Source organism: Novosphingobium meiothermophilum (assembly GCF_003171715.1).
In the GTDB taxonomy this organism is placed as follows: Bacteria; Pseudomonadota; Alphaproteobacteria; order Sphingomonadales; family Sphingomonadaceae; genus Novosphingobium; species Novosphingobium meiothermophilum.
The window spans coordinates 1-26037 of the sequence record NZ_QGHL01000010.1; the positions used below are offsets into that span (position 1 = coordinate 1).

Consider the following 26037-nt stretch of genomic DNA (forward strand, 5'->3'; position numbering starts at 1 on the left):
TGGCGAGGCCGAGATCGTCGCCGCGCAGTGCCTCAAGGGCCGTATCCAGCCCCACGACATCGCCGCCATGGCCCTCTTCCTCGCCTCCGACCAGGCCCGCTTCTGCACCGCTCACGCCTACTGGGTCGATGCAGGGTGGCGATGAAGGGGCGCAGCATTTCCTGAAGGGCCGATAACAGGCCGCATGGGTTGAGGAGCACGGCAATGAAACGGAAAACGGCATTCAAGGCACTGACAGCAATCACTTTGCTGCACCTTTCTGGTGCAGCATTTGCGCAGCATGATGTCCAGGGCACAAGCGCGCTTCCGGTGGGTGCCTGCATCAACATGGGCAACCATCTGGAGCCTCCGCGCGAGGGTGAATGGGGCCGCGCCATTGCCGATGATGATTTTGCCATCATCGCGCGCGCCGGTTTCCAGACCGTGCGCATCCCGGTGCGCTGGAGCGCGCATCTGGACAAGGAAGGCGGGATCGACCCCAAGTTCATGGAACGGGTGGCGCATGTCGTCGGCCTTGCGCGCAAGGCCGGGCTGAACGTGATCCTCAACGATCACAATTTCGAGGCACTGATGCGCGATCCCGCGGGCGAGCGCGAAAGGCTGGCCGGGATCTGGCGGCAGGTGGCGCGCCGTTTTGCCGCAGAGCCGCGCGCGCACCTCTGGTTCGAAATCGCCAACGAGCCGCACGACAAGCTGACCAATGCCAATCTGGTGGAAACGCTGAGGCCCGCGCTGGCCGCCATCCGCGAGAGCAACCCCGATCGCCCGGTGATCGTGGGGGGCGAGAACTGGAGCGGCATCGGCTCGCTCGCCACGCTGGAATTGCCCGATGATCCGCACATCGTGCCCACGGTCCACTATTACGATCCGTTCGAGTTCACCCATCAGGGGGCGGAGTGGGTGAACCCCGCGCCGCCGATGGGCCGCACTTATGGCAGTGCGGCCGATGCCGCCCAGCTTGCCCGCGATGTGGAAACCATGCGCGCCTATATCGCCCGCACCGGCAAGACGCCCTTCATCGGCGAGTTCGGCGCGATCGACAAGATCCCCGCAGCGCAGCGCGTGCTCTACATGCAGACAGTGCGCGCCGGATGGGCCGGGCTGGGCGTGGGCACCTGTGCATGGGCCTATACCAACACTTTCCCGCTTTATGACAGCAAGCGCGGCCAGTGGCTGCCCGGAATGCGCGCGGCCATGGGCCTGACCGAATGAGGGAGACGCCGACGATGACGACACGCCCCTTGCGCCCGCGCCGGATGCGCAATCTTGCCGCCGCTGCCCTGTGCATGCTGGCAGCGCCGCTGCTGGTGGCTGCCACACAACGCACGCCCGAACTTCAGGCGCTGGATGATGCGCTGCCGGGCAACCTCATCAACGATCCCTCGAACCTCGATTGGCAGGTCTATGGCCCCGGTGTTGCAAGCAAGCCGGTGAAGGCCGCCGATCTGCCCGGCGGCGGTGCCTTGCAGATCAAGACCGCTCGGCGCGGCGCGGAACTGTGGGAAGTGGCTGCCAACGCTCCGATCGAAGCGGCGATCAAGCCCGGCCAGCGCATCACCGTGGCCTTCCATGCCCGCACCGTGAAGGCCGAAACGCCCGACGGACAGGGCGTGCTGGGCATTCGCGTGCAGCAGAACGTGGCGCCCTTCGGCGGCTTTGCCGACAACCGCCTGACCATCGGCACCGAATGGAAGCTCTACGAAGTGACCGCGATTGCCGACCGCGCGATTGCCGCCGGTGAAGCGGTGGTGGCCTTCCAGCTTGCCGGAGCCAGGCAGACCATCGAGATCGGGCAGACTATCGTGGTGGAAGGCGCGGCCAGCATCGTGGCCAACCTTGGTGGCGGCAATGCCGGGGCGCCGCCACCGCTGCCCACCCAGCTTGCAGGCAAAGGCCAGCTTGTGAGCAACGCAACCGCGTTCGATACCTGGCCCGTCTATGGTCCGGGGCTTGCGGGCAAGGTGGTGAATGCCAGCGGCGCCCCCGGCGGCAAGGCCCTGCAACTGGTCATGCCGCAAAAGATCGAGACCGCGCACGATGCCGGGCTGATCGTGCCGATTGCCGATGCCATCGCCGAGGACGACGTGATGATCGTGGCCGTGTTGGCACGCGCCACGGCCACAGAGGCAGCCGACGGCACTGCGCGGATCGGCATCCGCGTGCAGCAGAACGCGCCGCCTTATGACGGCTTTGCCGACAACGTCCTGCCCATCGGTCCGAACTGGAAGCTGGTCCAGCTCAAGACGCAGTCGCCCATCGGCATTGCCAAGGGTGAAGCCGTGGTGGCGCTCCATCTGGGCGGCGCCCGCCAGACGGTGGAAGTGGCAGGGGTCTATGTTCTCAAGGGTGTCGCGCCCTGATGGCGCCGCCCATCCGCAACCGGACTAGCCCGCAAGATGCAACGGAGTGAAGCAATGACCCTTACCCGACGCGACAGCCTGAAGTGGGGCTCGACGCTGCTTGGCACGATGGCCGCAGGGCTTGCCGCCTCGCCGCTCATGGCGCGCGAGGCCGATGCGCCATCCTTGCACAGGCTGGCCACGGCCAGGGGCATGCGCTTTGGCTCGGCGGTGGCGGGCGGCGGCGGCGGAAGCTGGCGCAACCCGGCCTATGCCGCCCTGCTCGAACGCGAATGCGGCGTGCTGGTGGCCGAAAATGAAATGAAGTGGCAGGCGATCCGACCTTCGGCCACCCGGTTCGATTTTGGTGCCTTCGATGGCATTGCGGGATATGCTGCGGAAAAGCGCATGGCGCTGCGCGGCCACACGCTTCTCTGGCATCGTCCGAAGTGGATGCCGGGCTGGATGGAGACGCACGATTTCGGCAGCCGTCCGGCCACCGCCGCCGCCGACATGATGACGAACCACATCGAAACCGTGTGCGCGCGCTACAAGGACCGGATCGGTTCCTATGACGTGGTCAACGAAACCGTCCTGCCCGAAGACGGATCATTGGCGCAGACCGCGCTGTCGCAGGCGATCGGCGGCACCGAGACGCTGGTTGATCTTGCCTTTCACACCGCGCGCCGGGCCGCGCCGGGGGTGGAGCTGGTCTATAACGACTACATGAGCTGGGAGCCGGGCAACGAGGCGCACCGCAAGGGAGTGCTGAAGCTGCTCGAAGGTTTCCGCAAGCGGGGCACCCCGGTCGATGCGCTGGGCGTGCAGTCGCATCTCATTGCGCCCGTGCCAAGCGCGGCGCACCAGCGCGAATGGCGGCGCTTCATCGATGAGGTGGTGGGGATGGGCTATGGCCTTGTCATCACCGAATTCGACGTGCGCGACCGCACCCTGCCTGCCGATGTGGCGCTGCGCGACCGGGTGGTGGCCGAAACCACCCGCGCCTATTGCGACATGATGTTCAGCTATGCGCAGCTTCGCGATGTGCTGGCGTGGGGCCTCGTCGATACCTTCTCGTGGCTTCAGGGCTTCGAACCGCGCAGCGATGGCGAAGTGGCGCGCGGCTGCCTCTATGATGTGGAATACAAGGCCAAGGCGGTCCACACGGCGCTGGCAGACGCCTTTGCCGCGGCGCCCGCACGCGGATAAGGCGCGGCGCGCACGTTGGCATCAGGAAACGCCGGGATGCGGCAGGCGCTGCTGCCCGGCGTTTTTCGCATCAGCCGGTTCAGGCGTCGGCCTTGGCCTTGGCTTCGGCGGCAGCGCGGAACACCGCGTGGTCGAAGTAATAGGGCTTGATCTCGCAGCACTTGCCATCGCGGAAGCGGAACAGTTCGCACAGTTCGGCGGGTGGCAGCGAAGGATCGGCAAACTGGAATGACAGGATCGTCACGGCGTGGTCCTTGCCCGCAGTCGTTTCCACCCGGTTCAGCGCCACCACATCCACCAGCCCCATGACCTTGACGTAAAGCTCCTGAAGCGCATTCTTGCCGCGATAGACGCCTTCCATCGGCAGGCCGGGCGCTTCGGTAACGAAGAAATCGTCGGTCAGCATCGAGGCCGCCTTTTCCCAGTCCCCCGTGCCGGTGGCGGCATAGAGATCATCGACGAACTGGATCATTTCCTGTGCAGTCATGGTCATGGCAAAAAACCCTCTCTCGCGGTGCCATGGAAGATCAACCATGCGCGCGCATCCGAAACCTAGCGATATGACTAGCGCTGCGCCGGGCGCGGGCGCGCTATGGGTTCTGGCAAGAGAGAGGACTTGCCGAAAATGACAGCATCCGTCACCCGCCAGATCACCTTGGCCCGCCGTCCGGTGGGCGTGCCCGTGCCCGAAGACTTTGCGCTGAAGGAGGCGCCCCGCCCGGTGCCCGGCCCCGGCGAGATTCTGGTGAAGATGCGCGTCTGTTCGTGCGATCCGGCCATCCGGGGCTTTCTGGATGACCGGCCAAGCTATCTGCCGCCGGTGGCGCTGGGGGCGCCGATCAACGGCATGTCACTGGGCGAGGTGGTGGAATCGCACAATCCCGATTTTCCCGTCGGCACATTGGTGCGCACATTCGCGGTCTGGTCGGAATACTATGTGGTGGGCGCCGATGCACTGGGCATCGAAAAGGTGAATGCCGCGCCCGGCGTGCCCTTGCAGCACTACATGGGCGCGCTTGGCCCGGTGGGGCTGACGGCATGGGTCGGCCTGTTCGAGATCGGCAAGGCAAGGGCTGGTGAAACCGTGCTGGTAAGCGCCGCGGCAGGGGCCACGGGCAGCACCGTGGTGCAACTGGCCAAGGCCGCAGGTTGCCGTGTGATCGGCCTTGCGGGCGGCCCGGCCAAGGCGCAGATCGTGCGCGATCTGGGCGCTGATGTGGCGATCGACTACAAGGCTGTGCCCGATCTCGCCGCCGCGATTGCCGAGGCCGCGCCAGAGGGAATCGATGTCTATTTCGACAATGTGGGCGGCGAAACGCTGGACGCCGTGCTGCCGCTGATGCGCCTGCATGGCCGCGTGGCGGTGTGCGGCATGATCGCGCAGTATAACGATGCCGACAATCCGCACGGCAACCGCAACCTCTGGCAACTCGTGGTCAACCGGCTGACCATGCGCGGGTTCATCACCTACGATCACCCCGAAGTGCTGGGCGAGGCGCAGGCCATGCTTGACCGTCTGTTTGCCGAGGGCAAGCTCAAGCCGCTGGAGAACCTGCGCGAAGGGCTGGAGAAGCTGCCCGAAGCCTTCATCGACCTGATGAGCGGGCGCACGACCGGCAAGACGCTGGTCCTGATCTGAACGGGGAGGGCAAAGCCATGGCCGTGCTTGCAGGAAAGACCGCGTTCGTCACCGGCGGGGCATCGGGACTGGGCGAGGCGATTGCCCGCGCCTATGCCGCCGAAGGGGCCAGCGTGATCGTGGCCGATATCGATGTGGCGGGCGGCAATGCGCTGGCTGCGGACATCGGCGCCCGGTTCGTGGAACTGGATGTGACGCGCGAGGAATCGTGGGCTGCGGCGGTTGCCCCGATCGCGCGGATCGATGTGCTGGTCAACAATGCCGGGATCACCACGCTCGGTTCGGTCGAAGACCTGACGCTGGCGCAGTTCCGGCACGAGCTGGACATCGATGTGCTGGGCGTGTTCATGGGCATTCAGGCTGCCCTGCCGAAGATGAAGGCGCATGGCGGCTCGATCATCAACATGTCCTCGCTTTCGGGGGTGAAAGCATCGGCCAACCTGTGCGCCTACAATGCCGCCAAGGCCGCAGTCACCTTGATGACCAAATCCTGCGCACTGCACTTTGCGCAAAAAGGCTATGGCATTCGCTGCAATTCGATCCACCCCGGCGCGATCCACACGCCCATCATCGACAAGGTCCTGGCGCAGAGCGACAACCCGGAAGCGCTTTACCGCAGCTTCGTGGATGTTCACCCGGTGGGCCGCCTTGGCAAGCCGGAGGAAATCGCCGCAATCGCGGTCTATCTCGCCAGCGATGCCAGCGCCTTTGCCACGGGGGCCGAGTTCCGCGTGGATGGCGGAGCTTCGATATGAGCGCCAAGACCATCGGGGGGCTGCCGGTTCGGCAGATCGCCTTCTTTGTCGAGGACGTGCGCGAAGCCGCGCTGGCGCATCACCGGCTCTACGGCTCAGGGCCGTTCTTCGTGGCCGACAATATCCCGCTGGCGCGCGCGGTGCATCGCGGGGTGGAGCGCCCGCTCGATCATACCTCGGCCTATGGGCAATGGGGCGAAGTGATGGTGGAGTTCGTGGCGCAGAACAATCCCGGCCCTTCGCCGTTCCGCGATCTCTACCCCGAAGGATCGGGGCGCTGGGGGATGCACCATCTGGCGATCTTCGTGGACGACGTGGACGCGGCCATTGCCCGCTTTGCCGCCGCTGGCGCAGCCTGCGCGCTGCGTGCCGAGATGACCGACGGTTTCGTCTTCGCCTTTGCCGACACATCGGCCACGCTGGGCGCGATGACCGAGCTTTACACCCCGACCACAAGCCTGCTTGATTTCTATGCCATGGTGGCGCAGGCCGCCAAAGGCTGGGATGGCGGCAAACCGGTCAGAACCATCCGTATTTCCTGAGGACTTTGCGACGTGAGCGATACCTGGCACCCCCTTCTGAGCGAGAGCGACTTTCCGGCAGAGGGCAAGCTTGCCGCAAAAGTGGGCGGATGGCACGTGCTCGTGGCCAGGACCGACGATGGCTTTCATGCGGTGAACGATCGCTGCACCCATCAGGCCGCGCTGCTTTCCACCGGCCGCATCCGGCGCGGGGCCGTCATGTGCCCGCTGCACGGCGCGCGCTTTGAAATGGCCACGGGGCGCTGCATCGGCGGGGCCTACAAGGATCTGCGCACATTTCCCGTGCGCGTGGAAGGCGGGCAGATCGAGGTCTGCGTGCCCGACGCGGCCCCCGGCATGGATGAACTGCCGGTCGTGCTCTGAACTCGCTCAAAGCGCAGGTTCCGATGGCGCGGCGGCGCGTTACCTTGCCCGCCGAAACCACTATCGGGAGAGAACGACCATGCCCTTTACCGGCCCCGCCGAAGACCGCCTCGCCATCCGCGAGCTGCTTGAAACCTATGCCGATGCCGTGACCCGGTGCGATGCCGATGCCTGGGCGGCAACCTGGGCGCAGGATGCCGAATGGTCGCTGCCCGATTATCCGGAACTTGGCACGACAAGGGGCCGCGATGCGATCCGGGCAATGTGGGTGGAAGCCATGAAGAACTTCCCCGGCATCATGTTCGAGGCATGGCCCGGCTCGATCGAGGTCACGGGCGATACCGCCGTGATGCGCAGCTATACCTCCGAAGTCTATGACCAGAACGGCACGACCATGCGCGACCGCGGGGTCTATGAGGATACCTGCGTGAAAGTGGACGGCCAGTGGCTGTTCAAGACGCGCACCTTCCGCAACATCCACCGCCAGCACGCCCCCAAGGGCTGCTGAACACATCCTAGCTGGAAATCAGGGGCTTTTTCCGGGGGCACGCGCCCCCGGAGCCGCAGTGCCTTCCCGTCAGCAGCAGGCGCTGGCCGGAGCGCTGGCTGAGACAAGCGCGGCAAGATCGGGGCTATCGCCATAGATCGTGCTGCTGCCTTCGGTGAGAAACGCTTCCCAGACAACCCCGTCGGGGTCGGCAATCCAGCTCTTGCGCGACTTGGCATAGCAGCAGGTTGCCGCGCCTTCATTGACCACCGGCGCCTTGGCACTGACGAGGCGCGACTGGACCTCGGCAAGCTCGGCCGCGCTATCGACCTGCAGGCCGACATGCTCGATTCCCTGTGGCCTGCCATTGCGCAGCGATACGGCGAAATTGATGCGCGGATCTTCAAGCATCCACTTGGCATAGTCGTCCTTGACCACGCTGGGCGGCGCATCGAACAGGCCGGTGTAGAACGCAATCGAGGCGTCGATATCAGCTACGCCGACATGAACATGGAAACGCTTCATCAGTCATTCCTTTCGCTTGAAGTTTCGGCTGTGCATGTGCCTGCCGGGGCGCAGGCGGCACCGGCGCAGCAGTTTTCGGTCAGGAAGCCCATGACCTGGTCCATCACGCCGTAATCGGCGGCATAGATGACCCAGCGCCCGCTGCGGCGCTGGGTGACCAGACCCGCATAGGCAAGCTGGGTGATATGGAAGCTGAGCGCGGAAGGTTTGATGCCCAGCGCTTCGGCCAGCGCACCTGCTGCAAGACCATCCGGCCCTGCCTGCACAAGCAGGCGGAAGGCGGCGAGGCGGTGCTCCTGTGCCAGCGCGGCCAGTGCCTTGACGACTTTTGCAGTGTCCATGACCGTGTCCCTTGATTCGATAATTGCAATATACTTGAAATATTGAATCAAGCAAGGGGGTGGCAAAAAAATGGGGCGAGAGCCATCTGGCTCCCGCCCCCCTTGTCCATCCCGCGGCGCCCATCGTGCCGGGCGCTGCGCGAACGCGATCAGAAGCGCTTCGTCACCTGCACCTGCACCGTGCGCGGCAGGTTGCCGAAGCCGAGCTGGTCGGCGCGGATGCCGCCAGCGGTGCCGGTGCCGCCACCGGTCGAAGGACCATCGACAACGCCGGTCACGACGAAGCGGTTGGTCAGGTTCTTGCCGATCACCGCGATCTGCCAGTTGTCGTCCTCGGCGGCAAAGCGCACGCCCGCATCAAGCACGGCGTACTTGCCCTGCCGCGAGAAGGGGTTGCCGAAGCCGGAGGCGAGGTAGCTCGACGAGAAGCGGGTATCGACGTTCAGGCCGAACTTGTAGCCATCGCTGACCGGGGTTTCATACCCGACACCGAAGGCACCCGTCCATTCCGGCGCGACCGAGAGCGGACGTCCATTGAGGTTCTGGCGCGCATCCAGCCCGCCGATCAGCGTGCAGCCCTGCGCCGGGGTCTGCCCGGCATAGCACGGGGCCTGCGGGAAGCTGGTGTAGCGGGCGTGGGTGTAGTTGACCGAGCCATGGACATTCAGGCCGGGCACATTGCGCGGCGCGAACTCGAAATCCACTTCCACACCCTTGGTGCGGGCATTGGCGGTCAGGGTCTGGAAGGCAAAGATCGGCGAGTTGAAGAAATCGACCTGCAGATCATCGTAGGCATAGGTGAAGCCCACGAGGTTCAGGCGAAGCTGGTTGTCGGCCAGCGTGGTCTTGATCCCTGCTTCAAAGCCGCGCGCCTTTTCCGGATTGAACGTCAGGTCGGCCAGCGGATCGTTCGAGAACTTGGAGTTGATCCCCCCGTTCGAGAACCCGCCCGACTTGTAGGCCGTCTTGTAGGCACCATAGACGAGGATGCCCTGCTGCGGCTTCCACGTCAGGGTGACTTCGGGCGACCAGTCATTGAAGACCTGATTGGCGCGCACTTCGCCCAGACCATCCGGGTCATTCCGGTCGCGGAAGATGCCCTGCACGCCCAGGTTGTTGTAAGGCTGGGTGAAGAAGCTCTTCTTGGTTTCATGCGTATAGCGCACGCCGCCTGCCAGTTCGAGCTTGTCGACCAGCTCCCAGTTCACCTGCCCGAAAAGCGCCGCGGTTTCGCCGTCGGTGAAGCTCGTCTTGGCCGAAGCGACGAAGCGGTTGGCGGGCGATGCCTGATCGTCGCGCAGTCCCGCGAACATCACATACTGATCGAAGTCGCGCTTGGTCTTCTGATAAAGACCGCCAACCATCAGGTTGATCGGCCCGTCGAACGCGGTCTGCGCGCGCAGTTCCTGGCTGAATGCCTTCCAGGTGCTGTTCTCGGTGGCCCAGGTGCCGTTGTTGCTGCTCTGGAAATCGCAGGCGCAGGTCCAGCGGTTGTTGTTGGTGTTGTAGTTCGTCACCGAACTGATCGTCACGTTGTCGAGATCATAGGTGATGGCGCTGTTGATCGCCCACGAACGGTAGCGGTTGTAGAGCGCGCCGTCCTTCTTCGCGAAGGGGAAGTTGGCCGCAATGTCCGCCGGCATGTTGTTCTGGTGGGTGACGAAATCGGTGCCGCAGGCATAGCCGGTTAGCTGGCTCACGCCGCTGGCAAGCCCGCAGTTATACGCCACGTAGTTCCACGAGGAATTGTTGACGTGGTTGTAGTTGTAGGAACCCTTGAGCACCATGCTGAGGCGATCGGTCGGGGTGTATTTCAGCGTGACCCTGCCCAGGAACTCCTTCTCGCCGGGCTGGCGTTCGGGCGCAGGCGTTGCCACGTGGCCGATGGGATTGCCGCTGCCGCCTGCCAAGAGGTTGCGGATGTCAACCGTGGTGTAGGTGCGGTTCACCGACACGTTGCGGTAATAGCCGCCGTCCATCAGCGAGCCGCGCACCGCCACGCGCAGGCCAAGCGTATCGGTCAGCGGTCCCGATGCAATCAGTTCGCCCTGATACTGGCGCGAACGGAACTCGTAGGCTGCACGCGCGATGAACTCGCGGTCCTGCCCCGGATCGTTGGTGGCAAGGCTGATGACGCCCGCGGTGGCGTTCTTGCCGAAGAACAGCGCCTGCGGACCTTTCAGCACTTCGACGCGCTTGAGATCGAAGAAGCCTTCGTTGATGATGCGGCCCTGCCCGTAATAGGCGCCGTCCACCACCACGGCGACCGACTGCTCGATGCCGATCGAGGTTGACGATGAACCGATGCCGCGAAGGGTAAGCTGCGCGCCCGAACCGTTCGAGGCGCGGCCAACGTTGAGATTGGGGGTGGCCGCCGCGATCTTCTCGATCGAGGTGATGTCGCGCTGCTGGATGACCTTTTCGGAAATGGCCATCACGGCAACGGGCACGGTCTGGACCGATTCCTCGCGCTTGCGGGCGGTAACGATGATTTCCTCAAGGCCGCCGCTTGAGGCTGCATCCTGTGCTGCATCCTGCGCATGGGCCGCGCCTGCGGGAACAATGGCTGCGCTGCCCAGAATGCAGGACGCAAGCAGCCACGATTTGGCGGAGATCTTCAAGGTATCCTCCCTCTGAAAGGCTTGTCGAGACGTAGAATGCTTATTGAAACCGGCATATGTGCAGGTTTCGCAGCCGCCCACTGCAACAATGGCCAGACTGTCCTTTTGGAGAGGTGAGCGGGCGCAAGCATGGCGGCACCCAACAGAGCCGAGAGGAAATGCCATCATGACCGTAAACCGTTTCTGGCGGCTCGACCGTCACCCGCACGGGTCCGACTTTGCCGCCGCGCTCAGCCTGCAGACCGAAACGCTGGCCCCGCTTGCCGAAGGCGAGGTGCGGGTGAAGACCGGCTGGCTTTCGATGGATGCGGGCACGCGCATGTGGATGAGCCCGCGCACCGACGGCTATCAGCCGCCGCTGCCGCTGGGTTCGAAAATGGCCGGACTTGTCCTTGGCCGGGTGAGCGAGACGCGCGACCCCGCCTTTCCCGAAGGTGCGCTGGTCCGCGGGTTCGGGCAATGGGCCGATTATGCCACCATGGCGCCGGGCCTTGCCGGTCTGGAAGTGGTGGATGAAAGCGTGGCCGACATCCGCCAGCACTTCGGCGCGCTGGGGATGAATGCGTGGACGGCCTATGTCGGCGTGAAGGAAGTGTCCGCGATCAAGGCGGGCGAATGGCTGGTCGTCTCGGCGGCTGCCGGGGCCACCGGCAGCCTTGCCTGTCAGGTCGGGCGCAATCTGGGCGCGCGCGTGATCGGCATTGCGGGCGGCCCGGACAAGTGCCGCTATCTGACCGAAACCCTCGGCGTCGACATGGCCATCGACTACAAGAACGAAGATGTTGCCGCGCGGCTGGCCGAAGTGGATGGCGGGGTCCACGCCTATTTCGACAATGTCGGCGGGCCGCTGCTCGATGCCGTCCTTCCCAACATGGCGCATTACGGGCGCGTGGCGGTGTGCGGCATGGTCGCCGCCTATGACAACGATGCGCCGCTGCCCGGCCCGGCGCGCTTCGATCAGGTGCTGATGCGGCGCCTGCGCATCGAGGGGTTCTTCATTCCCGATTTCCTGCACCGCGGGGCCGAGTTCCTGCCCACCTTGCGCCAGTGGGTGGATGAAGGCAGGCTGGCCGTGAACCTTGACGAGACCGAAGGGCTTGAAAACACGCTGGTCGCCTATGACCGGATGCTGTCGGGCAAGGCCGTGGGCAAGGTCATCGTGCGGGTGGGGGGCGATGTGTCATGCCAATTATAAAGCACCGCGCCGCCTTGCAGTGCCTTGTGGCGGTGCGCGGCCATCCGTTCGATCGCACCGCCTTTGACGCCATGTTTCAGGCGATGGAGGGGATTTCGGCCACGATGGTCGATCAGCCCGCCGCCGCGCGCCTGATGAACCCCGAAGGCATGCGCGGCTTTGATGTGCTCGTGCTTTACGACATGCCGGGGCTGGATTTCGAGGCGGGAGAGGGCGCACCGCTCTACCGCGAACCCGATGCCGCGCTGAAGGCAGGCTTTCGCGCGCTGCTTGAACAGGGCACGGGTGTGGTGGCGCTGCACCATGCGCTGGCGGGCTGGCCGACATGGGCGGAATATCACGAATGCCTGGGCGGCCAGTTTTTCTACCATCCCGGCACATGGCAGGGCCGCCCCGTGCCCGACAGCGGCTATTGCCACGATGTAACGCATGAAATCACGGTTGAGCCGGGCCACCCGGTCACGCAAGGCTTGCCCGAACGCTTTACCCTGACGGACGAGCTTTATCTTGCGCAAGTCGCCCCCGCCGGGGCAACGCCGCTGCTGCGTTCATCCGCCGCGTTCGACCGGGATCACTTCTGGTCGGCCGAACTGGCGGTGAAGGGCGAAATGTTCAGCCGCAAAGGCTGGGACCATCCGCCGGGATCGAACCTGATCGGCTGGGCGCGGCAGGCGCTGAACAGCCGCCTCGTCTATCTCCAGCCCGGTGATGGCCCTTCGGCCTACGATGATCCGCACTACCGGCAGCTGGTGGAAAACGCGATCCGCTGGACCGCCTGAACCGGCAAGGACCATGCGCTCTGCGCCCCTGTCATCAAGGGGCGCAGGCGCGAGCGATCAGAGCGCGGTCATCCCGCCATCGACCACCAGTTCGGTGCCAGTGACATAGCGGCTTTCATCCGAGGCAAGGAACAGGTTCATGTTGGCGATGTCCAGCGGATCGCCCATGTAGCCCATCGGCACGAGCGCCAGCGTTGCATCGTAGTTCTCGGCATTGTCTTCCTGCGCCACGCCCTGGATGTTCGTGAGGATCATGCCGGGGTGGACCGAGTTCACGCGGATGCCGTCCTTGGCCACTTCGACCGCGATGGTCTTGGAAAACATGCGCACGCCGCCCTTCGATGCGGCATAGGCCCCGCAGGCAGGCACGCCGATAAGGCCCGCAACGGACGAGATGTTGATGATTGATCCCTTGATGCCCGCCTTGCGCATCAGCTTCACGGCGCGCTTGGTGCCCTGAAACACGCTGTCGAGGTTGACCGCGTTCTGCAACGCCCAGTCGGCGCTGGTCATGTCCTCGATCGGGCGCAGAACCGCGATCCCGGCGTTGTTCACGCAAACGTCGAGCCTGCCGTCTTCGGCCTCGATCGCGGCGAAAACCTCGTCCCACTGCGCTTCGTTGGTCACGTCGTGCAGCATGGCGCGCGCCTCGCCGCCAGCGGCGCGGATCTCGGCGGCCACCTTCTCCGCGCCTTCAAGGTCGCGGTCGGTCAGCCACACCTTGGCACCTTCTTCGGCAAAGCGCTTGGCCGTGGCGCTGCCAAGACCGGGCACCGAAGCGCCGCCAGTGATAAGGGCGATCTTGCCGGAAAGACGAGCCATTGCCTGCAACTCCTGAATGGTCATGAAAAGGGCCGGGGGCGGGGGCAGCAGGCTTGTCGCCCGCAACCCCGCACCCCCAGGCAAGGTGGATCAGGTCAGTCCTTGCGCGTCAGAACTTGACGCCCAGGGTTGCGCCATAGGTGCGCGGTTCCAGCGCCATGCCGAACGACCAGAGGCCCGCCACGGTGAACGCGTGGGTGGTGGTCTTTTCGTTCAGCAGGTTGCGGCCGAAGACGCGGACATAGGCCTTGGTGTTGTTGAGATCGAAGTTGAAGGTCAGCGACGCATCGACCAGATCCTGCGTGGTGGTGCGCACGCGCGGATCGTTGCCGCCCACGGTGATGAGCGTTGCCTGCCCCGCGCTGTTCAGCGTCGGGGTCAGCGAAGCGGCCGAGAGCTGCTGGTCATAGGGCGTGATGTGACGCCAGCCGACGTTCGTCGAGATGTCGCCAAAGCTGGTGGGATAGGTGTATTCCGCGTTGAGCGATGCGGTGAAATCGGGCGCATAGATCAGGCGGTTGGCCGAATAGTCGAACGGCACCAGACCCGCACCGCAGGCGTTGGTCGCAACCGGGCCGCCCGCATAGGCGCCGCAGGTGACGAAATTGCGGAAGTGCGAATCGAGGAACGCCAGCGAGCCGGTGAGCTTGAAGTTGCTGGTCACGCGGAAGGTGCCGTCGAACTCGATACCCTTGATGAGCGCGCCGCCCGGCACGTTGCCGGTGATCGTCTGGTTGCCGGTAGGCCCGCCGGGAACGGTCAGGTTCTGCTGCATGTCCTTGTAGTCGGAAATGAACCCGGCAAGGTTGAGATCAAGCCTTCCGTCCAGCGTCGTGAACTTCACGCCCACTTCATAGGCATCGACGGTTTCGGGCTGGAACGGGGTGCTGGCGGTCTGCGCGGTGGCAGCGCGCGGGCTGAAGCCGCCCGAACGATAGCCGCGCGACCACGAGGCATAGACCATCGTATCGCGGTTGGGGCGCCAGTCGATGCCAACCTTGGGCGTGAACTTGCTGAAGCTGGCCTTGCCGCGGCCGACCAGCACCACATCGTTCAGCGTCACCGTATCGGGGTTCAGCAGGACGTTGGGGGCAAAGCCATTGGCCAGTTCCTTGCGGTCGCGGCTCCAGCGGCCACCGAACGAGAGGCGGAAGCCATCGGCAAAGGCCCAGTTGAAGTCGCCGAAGAAGGCATAGCTTTCGGTCTTGCCTTCAACGCGCTGCGCGTTGCGGTCAAACAGCGTGGGCGGCACGTTGGGGCTGAAGCCGAACACGCGCGACCACTGGGTCAGGTCGTAGTTCGACTTGAAGTAGAACCCGCCAACCACATAGTCGAAGCCTTCGAAGAGGTTGCCGGCAGCGCGCAGTTCCTGGCTCCACTGCTCGTAGTGCTGGCGGCGATCGACGTAGTAGAGATCGACCGAAGAGCCATCGAAGTCCTGCGTCTGGGCTTCGGTGCTCTTGCGCCAGCCGGTGATCGACGTCAGCTTGACCCCGCCCGCATCGTAGTTGAGTTCGAGCGTGGCTTCAGGCGCCTTGTAGTTGCTCGATGCGGCATCGCCGAAGGTGGTGTAGAGATCGGTCGTGCTGTTGCGGTTGCATTCGCGCGCCGGAATGAAGGCGCAGAACACTTCGGTGCTGTTGGTCAGGTTGCTGACCACAGGATCGAAGGTCTGCTCCACCTGCGCCACGGTAAGCTGCGCCGTGAAGCCCGAACCGGCGGGCTTGAACAGCAGGCTCGCGCCGTAGTTTTCGGCATTGCTCCAGCCCGCGCTGACATTGCGCGTGACGTTGCGATAATAGCCGTCGGTCTCGTTGTGGAAATACCACGCCTTGACGCCCCAGGTCTCGCCATCGCCGTAGTTGGCAATTGCCTTGGCCGAGAACGTGTTCCACCGGCCATAAGTGACTTCGGCCTTGAGGCCGGGTTCCATCGTGGGCTTGGAACGGGTGATCGAGATCACGCCGCCGATGGTGTTGGCGCCGAACAGCGTGCCCTGCGGGCCGCGCAGCACTTCAAGCTGGGCCACGTCGAAGGCGTCCTGAAGCTGGCCGGTGTTGGTGCCGATCACCACGCCATCGACAAGCACACCCACGGTCGGGGTCTGCGACTTTTCGATATCGGCATAGGTCAGGCCGCGGATCGAGATGTTGGCCGCCTGCGCGCCGGAGTTCTGCTGCGTGATGAGCAGGCCGGGAGCCGCGCCCTGCAGATCGCCAATGTTCACCGCGGCCTTGCTTTCCAGCATGGCAGTGTTGACGGCGGTAATGGCAATCGGAGTGGACTGGAGCGTTTCCGAACGGCGGCGGGCGGTAACGATGATCGCTCCGCTGTCTTCCACCGTGGCTTCGGATTCCGTGCTCTGCGCGCTGGTGCCCTGCGGCTCGTCCGCTTCGGCGGCAAAGGCGGGCAGCGAGAAAGCGAGCGCGGAACTGGCAAGGGCAACGGCAACAATGCGCCGCGCGGCTGGTGTCTTCATGGTATCCTCCCTCAGAACAAGGTCGCATGGCGTCGTTGCGCCACGGCTCGCCTCCTTCATCCACCGCACGCTGCTTTCAACCAACTGCCACTTGTTACAGGTGCCCTGCCTGCGCGATGCTGCATCCTCGAAACACAGACCGGGAGAGAGACCGCATGACCGTAAACCGCCGATTCCTCCTTGCCCGCCGCCCACATGGCACGCCCGTTCCGCAAGACTTTTCGCTGGTGGAACAGCCGGTTCCAGAAGCCCCCGAAGGCGGCTTCGTGGTGCGCAACTGCTATGCCTCGCTCGATCCCGCGCAGCGCGGATGGATGGACGATGCCCCCAGCTACATGCCGCCGATCCCGCTGGGCGATCCGGTGCGGGCCACCACGGTGGGTGTGGTCGCGGCATCGAAATCGCCTGATTTTGCCGTGGGCGACTGGGTTCTGGGCATGAACGGCCTGGAGGACTACTCGGTAAACGTTGCCGGCGGCTTCACCATGAAGGTTGATGTGTCCCAGGTTGATTCGCCATCGCGGTTCCTTTCCGCGATGGGTGCCGTGGGGCTTACCGCCTATTTCGGGCTGACCGAAGTGGCAAGGCCCAAGGCGGGGGAAACCCTGCTGGTTTCGGGCGCTGCGGGCGCGGTGGGATCGGCCGTGGGTCAGATCGGCAAGATCATGGGCTGCCGCGTGATCGGCATTGCGGGTGGCCCGGCCAAGTGCCGCCGCCTGATCGAGGATTACGGCTTCGACGTGGCGATCGACTACAAAACCGCTGAGGGACGGGCGAAGAGCGTGGCCGAACTGGCCGCCGAAATCCGCGCCGCTGCGCCAAACGGGGCCGATGTGGTGTTCGAGAACGTGGGCGGCGATGTGATGGACGCCGAACTGCTCAATCTGGCCAAGTATGCGCGCATCGTGCTGTGCGGCATGATCAGCGAATACAATTCGCCCGAAAAGATCGGCGTGCGCAACCTTTGGCAGGTGCTGGCGCAGCAGGCCACGCTCTATGGCTACCTCGTCATGGACTATGTGCCGCGCTTTGCCGAAGGCGGGGCGGTGATGGCCGGATGGATGGCCGAGGGGCGCCTGCGCATCGACGAGGACGTGCAGGAAGGTCTGGAAAACGCCTATGATGCCTTCATGCGCCTGTTCACCGGCGCGAACACGGGCAAGCTGGTGCTGAAGATCGCCGATGGCCTCTGACCGGCTGCTGGGCCGCAAGGCGATCGTCACGGGGGCGGCATCGGGTATCGGGGCCGCTGCCGCCGCGCGGCTGCGTGCCGATGGCGCAACCGTTTTCACCGCCGACGTGCAGGCGCCGGATTCGGGCGCGAAGGTCGATTTCGTGGCTGATCTGACCGCGCCCGATGCCAATGCCCGGCTGGTTCAGGCTGCGGTTGCCGCCATGGGCGGGCTGGATACGCTGGTGCCCTGCGCCGGGATCAGCGCCTTTCATCCGCTGGAAGGGCACGACGATGCCTATTTCCTGCGCGTGCTCGATGTGAACCTTGTGGCCGTGTTCCGCCTGATCCGCGAAGCCGCGCCGCAGCTGAAGGCGGCGGGCAACGGGCGGATCGTGACCATCGGTTCCACCACGTCGAGCCATGGCGACGAAGGGCTTTGCGCCTATGCCGCTTCCAAGCACGCGGTGCTGGGCCTGACGAAATCGGTGGCGGCCGAACTGGGACCGTTCGGTGTGACCGCCAATTGCGTGCAGCCCGGCGCCATTGCCACGCCGATGACCGCACCCGCCTTTGCCGACATGCCTGAGTTCCGCACCTTCTGGGAAAACAAGGCCGCGCTGCGCCGCCTTGGCCAGCCTGAGGACATTGCCGATGTCATCGCCTTCCTGTGCAGCGATGATGCGCGTTTCATGTCCGGCCACGGGGTGTGGGTGGATGGCGGCGCGATGGTGCGGCACTAGCGCCCGGACGCGCAGGGCAGAGGGCGGGATGGCGGTATGCCCCGGCCCGATCCGCCCCTGGGGCAGATCACTCCTTCATCACCGGCATCGGCGTCTGCCCGGTTTCGTCAAGGTAATAGGCCACCCATTTGTGGAAGAACTGGTTGCCCGGTTCGTTGCGGCCGAAGGTCTGGTGCGTCATCGCGCCTGATTCCAGCCCGTTCTGCACCTTGAGACCGAGGAAGTAGTCCTCTTCCTCGACCACGTCGAAAAAGAAATCGCACATCCGGTCAAGCGCGGCGAGGCCCTCCTCGGTTTCGGGTTTCACCGGGAAGATATAGTTCATCACGGTGGTGTTCTGGTTGGCGGCGGGTCCGGGGAACAACTGGGCAAGCTGGCCCATTTCGGGCGCCAGGAAGAAGCTCATGTTGGGGAACAGCATCCGGATGAAATCATAGCCGTGGTTTTCCTGACGGCCCCATTCCTCGCGCGGGAGATCATGCAGGCGGGTGATGCTGTTCTGCGGAAAGCCCAGCCGGATGTGCGGGCCGAACCCTTCATAGCTGGCGCGGTTCGAAGGACTGCGCGTGGCCACGGTGTTGGTGTGCGCGGCCTGGAAGTGATAGCCTTCGAGATAGCCGTCATAGGCCACCTTCCAGTTGGCGCCCTGCATCTTGCGGCTCTTGTGGAAATACCACGTCTCCAGCCGGAGCGCGGCAAAATCCTCATACATGCCGCCCATCCACGCCACCGCGTCGATCGGCAGACCGGGCGTAAGGATCACGAAGATCATGCCCGCTGCCTCGTCACAGGGCAGCTCGGTCATGTTGAGGGTAGAGCGATCGACATCGCCGAACGTGCTCGCCTCGGCAATGCCGATCAGCTTGCCATCGTTGGCATAGGTCCAGCCGTGATACTGGCAGGCAAAGGCCCGGCAGTTGCCCTTGCCTTCGGGCGCAAGGTGCATGGCGCGGTGCTTGCACACGTTGAGGAACGCGCGCGCCTTGCCATCCTTGCCGCGGGTGATGAGCACGGGCAGGCCCATCACATCCATCGCCTTGTAATCGTTCACTTCCGGCAATTCGATGGTCAGCGCCAGCATCAGCGGCAAGCGCTTGAAGATGCGGGCGATCTCGGCATCGAAGCGTTCCTGGCTGAGGTAATCGGCCACGGGCACGCGCATCACGTCGCTGGCCTGATCGGTGGTCTTCGTTTCCACGAAGTGCAGCATCCGTTCCGCAGCGCGGGCATACTTGTCGTAAAGTTCGGTCATCGGTGCGGCCTCACTTGTTCAGGTAGTAATCGAGGGTCTGGTGGATGTGGCGGATGCGGACTTCCTGATAGTCGGCCAGCTCCACCGCCCGATTCTTCGATGCCTTCAGCCCTTCGTGGCAAAGCTGCATGTTCTCGCTGTCCTGATCGAGCACCGCGCCCAGCACGCCAAGTTCGGGGGCATCGGCCCAGATCTGGTCATCGCCCAGCATGTGCATCGGCACGCCCGCCGGGCGCAGCCCCTCGCGTCTCTGGTCTTCGGGAATGCGGGCGATCACGCGCACTTCCATCAGGCACCTGTCCTGATCGGGCCATGGCCGCCAGCGATAGACGATGTTGGGCATGAACCCGCCCCACGGCGCGAAGTTGGGGAACACGTTATAGACCAGCGCATCGAGCAGCTCGCTTTCCGAGACGCCTGAATAGTCGCCGCCATACTGCTTTTCAGAGACCTCGCGCATCTTCTCGCCAAGGGCGGCGCGGGCACTGCGGCCTTCGGGCACTTCGATGGCGTAGTTGTCCTTGTCCGCGTCGTAGTTGTCGGCGCTGCGGCCGTTGTATTTGCGGAACTCGTCGATAATGCGCTGCTGCGGCCAGTTCTCGGACCTTGCCTGCGCCTCGATATGCGGGCTGATGACGCCGAAGGGAGTGTAGTTCACGTTCACGTGCCGCCCCAGCACATGATAGGCCGCGTTGGCATCGCCGGTGAAAGGCATCAGCTGAGGATGCGTGACATAGGCGTGGTAGCTTTCCATGAAGGCTTCCATCGCGATCTTCCAGTTGGCCGGGATCACCTTGGCCACCCAGGCCACTGTCACGCAATCCTCATGGCGCCAGCGCCTGAAGAACTCCGGCAGGGGATCGAGGTATTCCTCGATGCTGGGGCCTTCGGGGTTCTCGCGCACGAAGATATAGCCGCCCCACTGCGCAAGGCTGGCTTCGGGCAACTGCATCTTCTGATCGGTCAGGTGGGGAAAGTCCCAGCGGCAGGGAATATTGCGCAGCGATCCGTCGGGATTCCACGAAAAGCCGTGGAAGGGGCAGAGGAACTGGTCGGCGCTGCCGCTGTCGGTCTTGAGCTTGCGCCCGCGATGCAGGCACACGTTGTGGAACGCCTTCACACTGCCATCGTCCTGCCGCACCAGCAGATAGGACCGCCCGGCATTGTCGTAGGTCACATAATCGCCGGGTTCGGGCAGGTCTTCCTCGCGCGCGGCAAACTGCCACACGTTGGGCCACATCTTCTCGCATTCGGCGCGGAAGAAATCGGGGCTGTAGTAGCGCGCCGCATCGATCGGTTCCGAGCCAAGATACTGCGAGCGGTCCTCGGTCATGAAGGCGGGGGGCTGCACTTCGTCCGAGCGCAGGATGTCTTCCCAGCTTGTGCCGGGGCAGCGGGCCTGATGAAGGGCGCCGGGATCGCGGTCTGCCATGATTGTCCTCTCCGTGGCGGGGTAGAGGCGAACTTGTCATGGCGGCGGGGGCTGCGGATTGATCGAGGTCAACAAGGGCCTGCGCACGCCCTGCGCTTTTGGCTAGGCCCTGCACTTTTGGAGAGGCCCCGTTCCCGGCCGGATTCAAAGGATGGCGCGTGACACTTTGCCCGGCGGTAAAGTGTCATAGCCGACAAATGTTGGATTGCGCGCATCGCCCGTCGCGAGGGGGATTCCCTTGAATCCTGTTATGTGCTTTCTTGAATCACGAAATGTTCCATGCCGCCATCCCTCTTGCGCCACCGCTTGCACCTTCGCCGATGTCGCGCCTGCTGGATTGCCTGTCGCAGGCCAGCTCGCGCCCGCGCTATGCCTTCATGGTGCTCAGCCTGATTGCCGAAGTGGCCGATGCACAAGGAGAGGCCGGGCCATTCGTGCGGCGCGGCGGGCAGCAGTTCACCCTGAGAGACTGGCTGTGCGACAGTCTGGCCCCGATGGGCGGGCGCGATCCGCGCCGCATCGCGCTGGCAGAGCGGGTGCGCTCGGACCTGCTCCTTGAAGGCCGGATGCCCGCCGACCCGGCAGGGGCTGCGGCGCTGATCGAACAGGAAGTGCGCGAGCGCGTGCGCGCATCGGGCAAGACCAATCTTAGCCGCGCGGTCTCCGAACTGGTGGGGGCGGGCCTGCTGCGCCGCTATTACAAGGGCTATGCCATCGATCATGCGAACCGGGGAGGCCAGCGCCATGCGGTCTATGTGCTGCAAGGTCTGGCGCGCTGCCTCATGGCGCCGTCGCAGGGCGCACAAGGTCTGCCTGCCAGCCCCGCGCCGCCGCGGCCAATTGCTCCCAAACCGGTGCAGGGTGAATTGCGTTTCGGTTGAGCGTGCGCGCAACTGCGGCTAAACCGGCGAGCGATGACACAGCCCCAATGGCTCTCGCTGGCCACTCTTGGCGGGATGATGGCCCTGTTCCTGTGGGGGCGCTTCCGGTATGACGTGACCGCCGTGATCGCGCTGCTGGCAGCAGTGGCGCTGGGCGTGGTCTCGCCCAGGGATGCCTTTACCGGCTTTGCCGATGATATCGTGGTGATCGTGGGTTCGGCGCTGGTCATGTCGGCGGCGGTGCAGCGTTCGGGCATGGTGGAACCGCTGCTGCAATCGCTGGCGGCGCGCGTGCGGCGCCCGCAGCAGCAGATGCTGGTGCTTTCGGCCACGGTGGGGCTGGCATCGGGTTTCATCAAGAACGTGGGGGCGCTGGCCATGCTCATGCCCGGCGCGGTGCAGATGGCGCGGCGCAACAAGGCTTCGCCCTCGCTCTATCTCATGCCCATGGCTTTCGGCTCGCTGCTGGGCGGACTGACCACGCTGATCGGCACATCGCCCAACATCATCGTCAGCCGGGTGCGGCAGGAAATGACGGGCGAACCGTTCCACATGTTCGATTACCTGCCCACCGGGCTGGGACTGCTGGCGCTGGGGCTGGTGTTTCTGGCCGTGGGCTGGCGGCTTTTGCCGACCGACCGCCGCGCCGCGCAAGGCATGGACGAGGCGATCAACATTTCCGACTACGTGATCGAGGCCACCGTCACCGAAGGTTCGCCAGCCGCCGGGCTGACCGTGCGCCAGTTCCTGGCCCGCCACGAAGGCGAGATCGAACTGGCCGGTCTGCTGCGCGGCGACATGCGCGGCGAGGTGGACCCCGACACCCACATCGGCAAGGGCGACGTGCTGATCCTGAGTGGCGAGCCGAACACGCTCGAACGCGTGGTCGGCGCGGACCGTCTGGGTCTTGCCGGGCATGACAGCCACCGGGGCGATTCCATCGGCGTGATTGAAGCTGTGGTCCATGCCGATTCCGCGCTGATCGGGCGCACGGCGCGGCGCATGGAACTGCGCGAGCGGCTTGGCATCAACCTTATCGCCATCTCGCGCGAGGGGGAAACCATCGCCAACAAGCCCGGCAACACCGTGCTTCAGGCGGGCGACGTGATCGTGCTGCAAGGCCCGGTCGAAACCATGCCCGCCCGCCTTGCCGAACTGGGCGCGCTGCCGCTGGCCGAACGCAAGATCGGGCTTGGCTCGCGCAAGTCGCGCTGGCTGCCCATCATCATTCTGGCGGGCGCAATGGTGGCCGCAGGCAGCGGCATCATGCCCGCCGCGCTTGCCTTCTTCGCCGCGGCGGGGCTTACGGTGATAACCGGCGCGCTGCCCGCCGATGCCGCCTACAAGGCAGTGGAATGGCCCATCCTCATCATGCTGGGCGCGCTCATTCCCGTGAGCGAATCGCTCCAGACATCGGGCGCATCCGATGTGATCGCGCGGGTTCTGTCCGAGCTTGCCGTCCAGCTTCCGGCATGGGGCGCGGTGGCGCTGATCCTGGTCGCTGCCATGGCTGTCACCCCGTTCCTCAACAATGCCGCAACGGTGCTGGTCATGGCGCCGATCGCGGCCGTCTTTGCCGAACAGCTTCATTACCGGCCCGAAGCCTTCCTGATTGCCACGGCGGTGGGCGCGGGGTGCGATTTTCTTACCCCCATCGGCCACCAGTGCAACACGCTGGTGCTCGGCCCCGGCGGCTACCGGTTTGGTGATTATGCCCGCCTCGGCGCGCCGCTATCGCTGCTGGTGGTGATCTTCGGCACGCCGCTGATCCTCTGGTGCTGGCCGCTCTGACTGCGGCGGCGCGAATGGCGTATTGCGGCGGCGCGCGCTGCACCCAAGGCTGGCGCGGCAGTTACCGCACGGGAGATCGCGCAGCATGAAGGCAGGAATCACCGCAACCGCGCTTTTGCTTGCCGTGCTCACGGGCAGCACGGCCGCGGCGCAGACCGGCGCGCCTGCAAATGCCGCTTCCGCACCCGCTCCTGCGGCTCAGGCACCTGCGCTCGTGCCCGATGGGTTCGCCGTGCCCGTGCTGGCGCAAGGTCCGGGCTTTGCGCTGGTGCCGCTTGGTCCGCCGCTCGTGAAGATCGACTATGACGCCTACATGGCCTCGATCGCGCATCTCCAGCAGACCTTCACCCGCAGCACATCGTGGCCGCATGCCGGACTGACCCATGCCGATGCCATGGCCGACATGGAGGGCGAACAGGCCCGCTTCATGGCGCGCAAATCCTTTGCCTATGGCGTGCTGACCAGCGACGGCAGGCGCGAACGCGGCAGCGTCTATGTCTCGCCCAGCCCGGTGCCCGGCTATGATGCCATGGTGCGCCTGTGGGTGACGAAGGCCGAATACGATGCGGGCTTCGATGCCGCGCTTTATGACTGGGTGCAGGGCTGGATCGCGCGGGAATGGCCTTTTGCGCGTGTGGCCTATCCGGGCCGCGCCATCGCGTGGGACGAATGGGACGCCAAGGTGGCCGCCGCCAAGGCGGTGAAGAAGTAAGCCTTTCAGCGCTCAATCGCATCGCGCCAGCGCGCCAGCCGCTGAACCGCATCGGCCAGCATGGCCTCCGGTTTGCAGTGGCACAGGCGGGCGATATGGGTGGGGGCGGCATCGCCCTCCCACAGCGCGGAAAGCGGGATCGTGGCAACGCCCGCTTCTTGCACGGCGCGCGCGGCGAAGCTGCGGTCATCCATCGGCACGCCCGATGCCGGAAGATCGATGCAGGCAAACCAGGTGGCCGCCCCCGGCAGCACGGCAAAGCCTTCGCGCGCCAGCCCTTCAAGCAGCGCAAGCCGGGTCTGCGCCCAGTGCGCGGTGCAGCCTTGCGCAATCTCCGGCCGTTCCAGCCCTTCGGCCACGGCCCATTGCAGCATCGGCGGGGTAGTGAAGGTCAGGAACTGGTGTGCGCGGCCGATCACCGCGGCAACATCGCGTGCGGCGACGATCCAGCCCACCTTCCACCCCGTTGCGCCAAAGATCTTGCCCGCCGAACCGATCTTCACCGCGCGCGCCGCCATGCCCGGCTGTGCAAGAAGCGAGGCGTGGCGCAGGCCATCGAAGCGCACGTTCTCCCACACCTCGTCGCAGATGGCGAAAAGATCGTGGCGCAGGCAAAGCTGCGCCAGCATGGCGAGATCGTCCGCGCTGGCCACGGTGCCCGTGGGGTTGAGCGGATCATTGAGCACGATGGCGCGAGTGCGGGCGGTGATGGCCGCCTCTATCGCGGCGCGGCTATACCGCCAGTGCGGCGGCGCCAGCGGCACGAAGACCGGCACCCCGCCCGCACGGCGCACCAGCGGCGCATAGGCATCATAGGCCGGCGCAAACAGCAGCACTTCATCGCCCGGCTGAACCACGGCAAGGATCGCGGCCGCCACCGCCTCTGTCGCGCCGGAGGTGACGATGACGCTTTCGTCCGTCATGTCCAGCCCCTGCGTGCGGGCATAGAAGGCGGCCACCGCACGACGCAGTTCGGGCAGGCCCGCCATGGGCGGATACTGGTGCGAGCGCTCCGCTCCGGCGCGCGCCAGCGCATCGATCAGCGCCGGTGGCGGCGGTCCATCAGGAAATCCCTGCCCCAGATTGATCGCCCCTGTCTTGCGCGCCAGCGCCGACATGTGCTCGAAGATCGTCACCGGCATTGCGGCGTAAAGCGGATTGAGGCGGGGTGCAGTCATCGCGGCGGAGCCTAGCCGCGGGGCAGGGCGGCTTGCAATGCACGAGACGGGCGGTAACGTCCCCTGTCCGGAAAAGCCTCCGCGTCCGGCCCGTGCAAGGAGTGTTTCGTCCCGTGTCTCAAGAGCTTGTCCTGCATGGCTACTGGCGTTCCAGCGCATCTTGGCGCGTGCGCATCGCACTGGCGCTCAAAGGGCTGGCGTGGGACAGCGCCCCCCACGATCTGCGCACCGGCGAACAGCGCACCGCCAGCTATCTGGCGCTCAATCCGCAAGGCGTGGTGCCTTCGCTTGTGGTGGACGGCGAAGTGCTGACCCAATCGATGGCGATCTGCGAATACCTTGACGAGACGCACCCCGAACCGCCGCTGCTGCCCGGAACCGCGCTGGAACGCGCAAGGATCCGCGCCTTTGCCCAGGCCATTGCCTGCGAGATCCATCCCTTGCAGAACCTGCGGGTTCTGAAAATGGTGCGCGCGCTGGGGCAGGACGAAGCCGGGGTGAACCGCTGGGCCGCCGAAGTGATCGAACGCGGGCTTGAAGCCTGCGCCCAGCTTGTGGCCGGGCAGGACGGCCCCTATTGCTTCGGCGCGCAGGTCACGCTGGCCGATGTGCTGCTGGTGCCCCAGCTTGGCAATGCGCGGCGCTATGGCGCGCGCTTCGATTTCGGGCGCATTCCCGCCATCGAGGCAGCCTGCATGGAACTGCCCGCCTTTGCCGAAACCGCACCCGCGCGCCAGAGCGATGCGGATTGAGAGGGCCGATTGATGGCGCCGATCGAGGC

The 26037-nt window shown here is 65.0% G+C and carries 26 protein-coding genes; 17 read left to right on the forward strand and 9 right to left on the reverse strand.

Annotated elements, in window-relative coordinates:
• From DKM43_RS11160 to DKM43_RS11175, 4 genes are all read left to right on the forward strand, one after another.
• On the forward strand, positions 1–145 hold a 145-nt coding region (locus DKM43_RS11160; protein WP_145960506.1), incomplete at its 5' end, for an SDR family oxidoreductase.
• A gap of 59 nt (positions 146–204) precedes the next feature.
• Positions 205–1212 carry a glycoside hydrolase family 5 protein gene (locus tag DKM43_RS11165; RefSeq protein WP_236632531.1) on the forward strand — a complete coding sequence of 336 codons (1008 nt, stop codon included), beginning with the start codon at positions 205–207 and terminating at the stop codon, positions 1210–1212.
• 14 nt (positions 1213–1226) lie between these two features.
• Positions 1227–2360: a hypothetical protein gene (locus DKM43_RS11170; RefSeq protein WP_145960507.1), complete on the forward strand. Its 1134-nt coding sequence runs from the start codon at positions 1227–1229 to the stop codon at positions 2358–2360.
• 54 nt (positions 2361–2414) lie between these two features.
• Positions 2415–3548: an endo-1,4-beta-xylanase gene (locus DKM43_RS11175; RefSeq protein ID WP_109798601.1), complete on the forward strand. Its 1134-nt coding sequence runs from the start codon at positions 2415–2417 to the stop codon at positions 3546–3548.
• 79 nt (positions 3549–3627) lie between these two features.
• On the opposite strand, the gene DKM43_RS11180 is transcribed toward DKM43_RS11175, so the two are convergent.
• Complete coding sequence (locus DKM43_RS11180) at positions 3628–4041, reverse strand: nuclear transport factor 2 family protein (protein ID WP_109798651.1); 414 nt, start codon at positions 4039–4041, stop codon at positions 3628–3630.
• 132 nt (positions 4042–4173) lie between these two features.
• Between DKM43_RS11180 and DKM43_RS11185 the strand changes: the two genes are divergently transcribed.
• The 5 genes from DKM43_RS11185 (at position 4174) to DKM43_RS11205 (ending at position 7355) form a co-directional block, all read left to right on the forward strand.
• Positions 4174–5187 carry an NADP-dependent oxidoreductase gene (locus tag DKM43_RS11185; RefSeq protein ID WP_109798602.1) on the forward strand — a complete coding sequence of 338 codons (1014 nt, stop codon included), beginning with the start codon at positions 4174–4176 and terminating at the stop codon, positions 5185–5187.
• A 17-nt stretch (positions 5188–5204) separates the two neighbouring features.
• Entirely contained in the window at positions 5205–5942 is a 738-nt protein-coding gene (locus tag DKM43_RS11190) for a glucose 1-dehydrogenase (protein ID WP_109798603.1), read from the forward strand.
• Complete coding sequence (locus tag DKM43_RS11195) at positions 5939–6484, forward strand: VOC family protein (RefSeq protein WP_109798604.1); 546 nt, start codon at positions 5939–5941, stop codon at positions 6482–6484. The genes DKM43_RS11190 and DKM43_RS11195 overlap by 4 nt, the downstream gene beginning before the upstream one ends.
• Positions 6485–6496: 12 nt before the next feature.
• Complete coding sequence (locus DKM43_RS11200; RefSeq protein ID WP_109798605.1) at positions 6497–6847, forward strand: Rieske (2Fe-2S) protein; 351 nt, start codon at positions 6497–6499, stop codon at positions 6845–6847.
• A gap of 79 nt (positions 6848–6926) precedes the next feature.
• A complete protein-coding gene (locus tag DKM43_RS11205; protein WP_109798606.1) occupies positions 6927–7355 on the forward strand; it encodes a nuclear transport factor 2 family protein in 429 nt (142 codons plus the stop codon).
• A 69-nt stretch (positions 7356–7424) separates the two neighbouring features.
• On the opposite strand, the gene DKM43_RS11210 is transcribed toward DKM43_RS11205, so the two are convergent.
• The 3 genes from DKM43_RS11210 to DKM43_RS11220 all read right to left on the reverse strand — a co-directional run bounded on the left by DKM43_RS11210 (position 7425) and on the right by DKM43_RS11220 (position 10815).
• Positions 7425–7859, reverse strand: a complete 435-nt coding sequence (locus DKM43_RS11210; protein ID WP_109798607.1) for an ArsI/CadI family heavy metal resistance metalloenzyme — start codon at positions 7857–7859, stop codon at positions 7425–7427.
• Positions 7859–8200, reverse strand: coding sequence for an ArsR/SmtB family transcription factor (locus DKM43_RS11215; protein ID WP_109798608.1), 342 nt, complete (start codon positions 8198–8200; stop codon positions 7859–7861). Before DKM43_RS11215 ends, DKM43_RS11210 begins: the two co-directional genes overlap by 1 nt.
• A 149-nt stretch (positions 8201–8349) precedes the next feature.
• Positions 8350–10815, reverse strand: coding sequence for a TonB-dependent receptor (locus DKM43_RS11220; RefSeq protein ID WP_407938495.1), 2466 nt, complete (start codon positions 10813–10815; stop codon positions 8350–8352).
• A gap of 172 nt (positions 10816–10987) precedes the next feature.
• Here DKM43_RS11220 and DKM43_RS11225 point away from each other — a divergent pair, with 172 nt between their 5' ends.
• Together DKM43_RS11225 and DKM43_RS11230 are read left to right on the forward strand one after the other, a co-directional pair.
• Positions 10988–12016 carry an NADP-dependent oxidoreductase gene (locus tag DKM43_RS11225; RefSeq protein ID WP_109798610.1) on the forward strand — a complete coding sequence of 343 codons (1029 nt, stop codon included), beginning with the start codon at positions 10988–10990 and terminating at the stop codon, positions 12014–12016.
• Positions 12004–12795, forward strand: a complete 792-nt coding sequence (locus DKM43_RS11230) for a ThuA domain-containing protein (RefSeq protein ID WP_109798611.1) — start codon at positions 12004–12006, stop codon at positions 12793–12795. The genes DKM43_RS11225 and DKM43_RS11230 overlap by 13 nt, the downstream gene beginning before the upstream one ends.
• Positions 12796–12852: 57 nt before the next feature.
• Here DKM43_RS11230 and DKM43_RS11235 read toward each other — a convergent pair whose 3' ends face one another.
• The gene (locus tag DKM43_RS11235; RefSeq protein ID WP_109798652.1) at positions 12853–13617 is read right to left on the reverse strand and encodes an SDR family NAD(P)-dependent oxidoreductase; all 765 of its coding nucleotides are present in this window, start codon (positions 13615–13617) and stop codon (positions 12853–12855) included.
• Positions 13618–13726: 109 nt separating this feature from the next.
• On the reverse strand, positions 13727–16096 hold the full coding sequence (locus DKM43_RS11240) for a TonB-dependent receptor (RefSeq protein WP_109798612.1): 2370 nt from the start codon (positions 16094–16096) through the stop codon (positions 13727–13729).
• Between the two features lie 155 nt (positions 16097–16251).
• On the opposite strand from DKM43_RS11240, the gene DKM43_RS11245 reads away from it, so the two are divergent.
• The gene (locus DKM43_RS11245; protein WP_109798613.1) at positions 16252–17289 is read left to right on the forward strand and encodes an NADP-dependent oxidoreductase; all 1038 of its coding nucleotides are present in this window, start codon (positions 16252–16254) and stop codon (positions 17287–17289) included.
• Positions 17279–18010 carry an SDR family NAD(P)-dependent oxidoreductase gene (locus DKM43_RS11250; protein ID WP_109798614.1) on the forward strand — a complete coding sequence of 244 codons (732 nt, stop codon included), beginning with the start codon at positions 17279–17281 and terminating at the stop codon, positions 18008–18010. Before DKM43_RS11245 ends, DKM43_RS11250 begins: the two co-directional genes overlap by 11 nt.
• Before the next feature lie 67 nt (positions 18011–18077).
• Here the strand turns inward: DKM43_RS11250 and DKM43_RS11255 are convergent, their stop codons facing one another.
• Positions 18078–19262 (reverse strand): aromatic ring-hydroxylating oxygenase subunit alpha, encoded by a 1185-nt coding sequence (locus tag DKM43_RS11255; protein WP_109798615.1) that lies wholly within the window; start codon positions 19260–19262, stop codon positions 18078–18080.
• A gap of 10 nt (positions 19263–19272) precedes the next feature.
• Entirely contained in the window at positions 19273–20694 is a 1422-nt protein-coding gene (locus DKM43_RS11260; RefSeq protein WP_109798616.1) for an aromatic ring-hydroxylating oxygenase subunit alpha, read from the reverse strand.
• A 272-nt stretch (positions 20695–20966) separates the two neighbouring features.
• Between DKM43_RS11260 and DKM43_RS11265 the strand changes: the two genes are divergently transcribed.
• The 3 genes from DKM43_RS11265 (at position 20967) to DKM43_RS11275 (ending at position 24078) form a co-directional block, all read left to right on the forward strand.
• A complete protein-coding gene (locus DKM43_RS11265) occupies positions 20967–21575 on the forward strand; it encodes a hypothetical protein (protein WP_201739855.1) in 609 nt (202 codons plus the stop codon).
• A 33-nt stretch (positions 21576–21608) separates the two neighbouring features.
• Positions 21609–23366, forward strand: a complete 1758-nt coding sequence (locus DKM43_RS11270) for an SLC13 family permease (RefSeq protein ID WP_109798617.1) — start codon at positions 21609–21611, stop codon at positions 23364–23366.
• Between the two features lie 85 nt (positions 23367–23451).
• A complete protein-coding gene (locus tag DKM43_RS11275; RefSeq protein ID WP_109798618.1) occupies positions 23452–24078 on the forward strand; it encodes a twin-arginine translocation pathway signal protein in 627 nt (208 codons plus the stop codon).
• A gap of 5 nt (positions 24079–24083) precedes the next feature.
• Here the strand turns inward: DKM43_RS11275 and DKM43_RS11280 are convergent, their stop codons facing one another.
• Positions 24084–25256, reverse strand: a complete 1173-nt coding sequence (locus DKM43_RS11280; protein WP_109798619.1) for an aminotransferase — start codon at positions 25254–25256, stop codon at positions 24084–24086.
• A gap of 113 nt (positions 25257–25369) precedes the next feature.
• Here DKM43_RS11280 and maiA point away from each other — a divergent pair, with 113 nt between their 5' ends.
• Entirely contained in the window at positions 25370–26008 is a 639-nt protein-coding gene (maiA, locus tag DKM43_RS11285; protein WP_109798620.1) for a maleylacetoacetate isomerase, read from the forward strand.
• Positions 26009–26037: the final 29 nt, after the last annotated feature.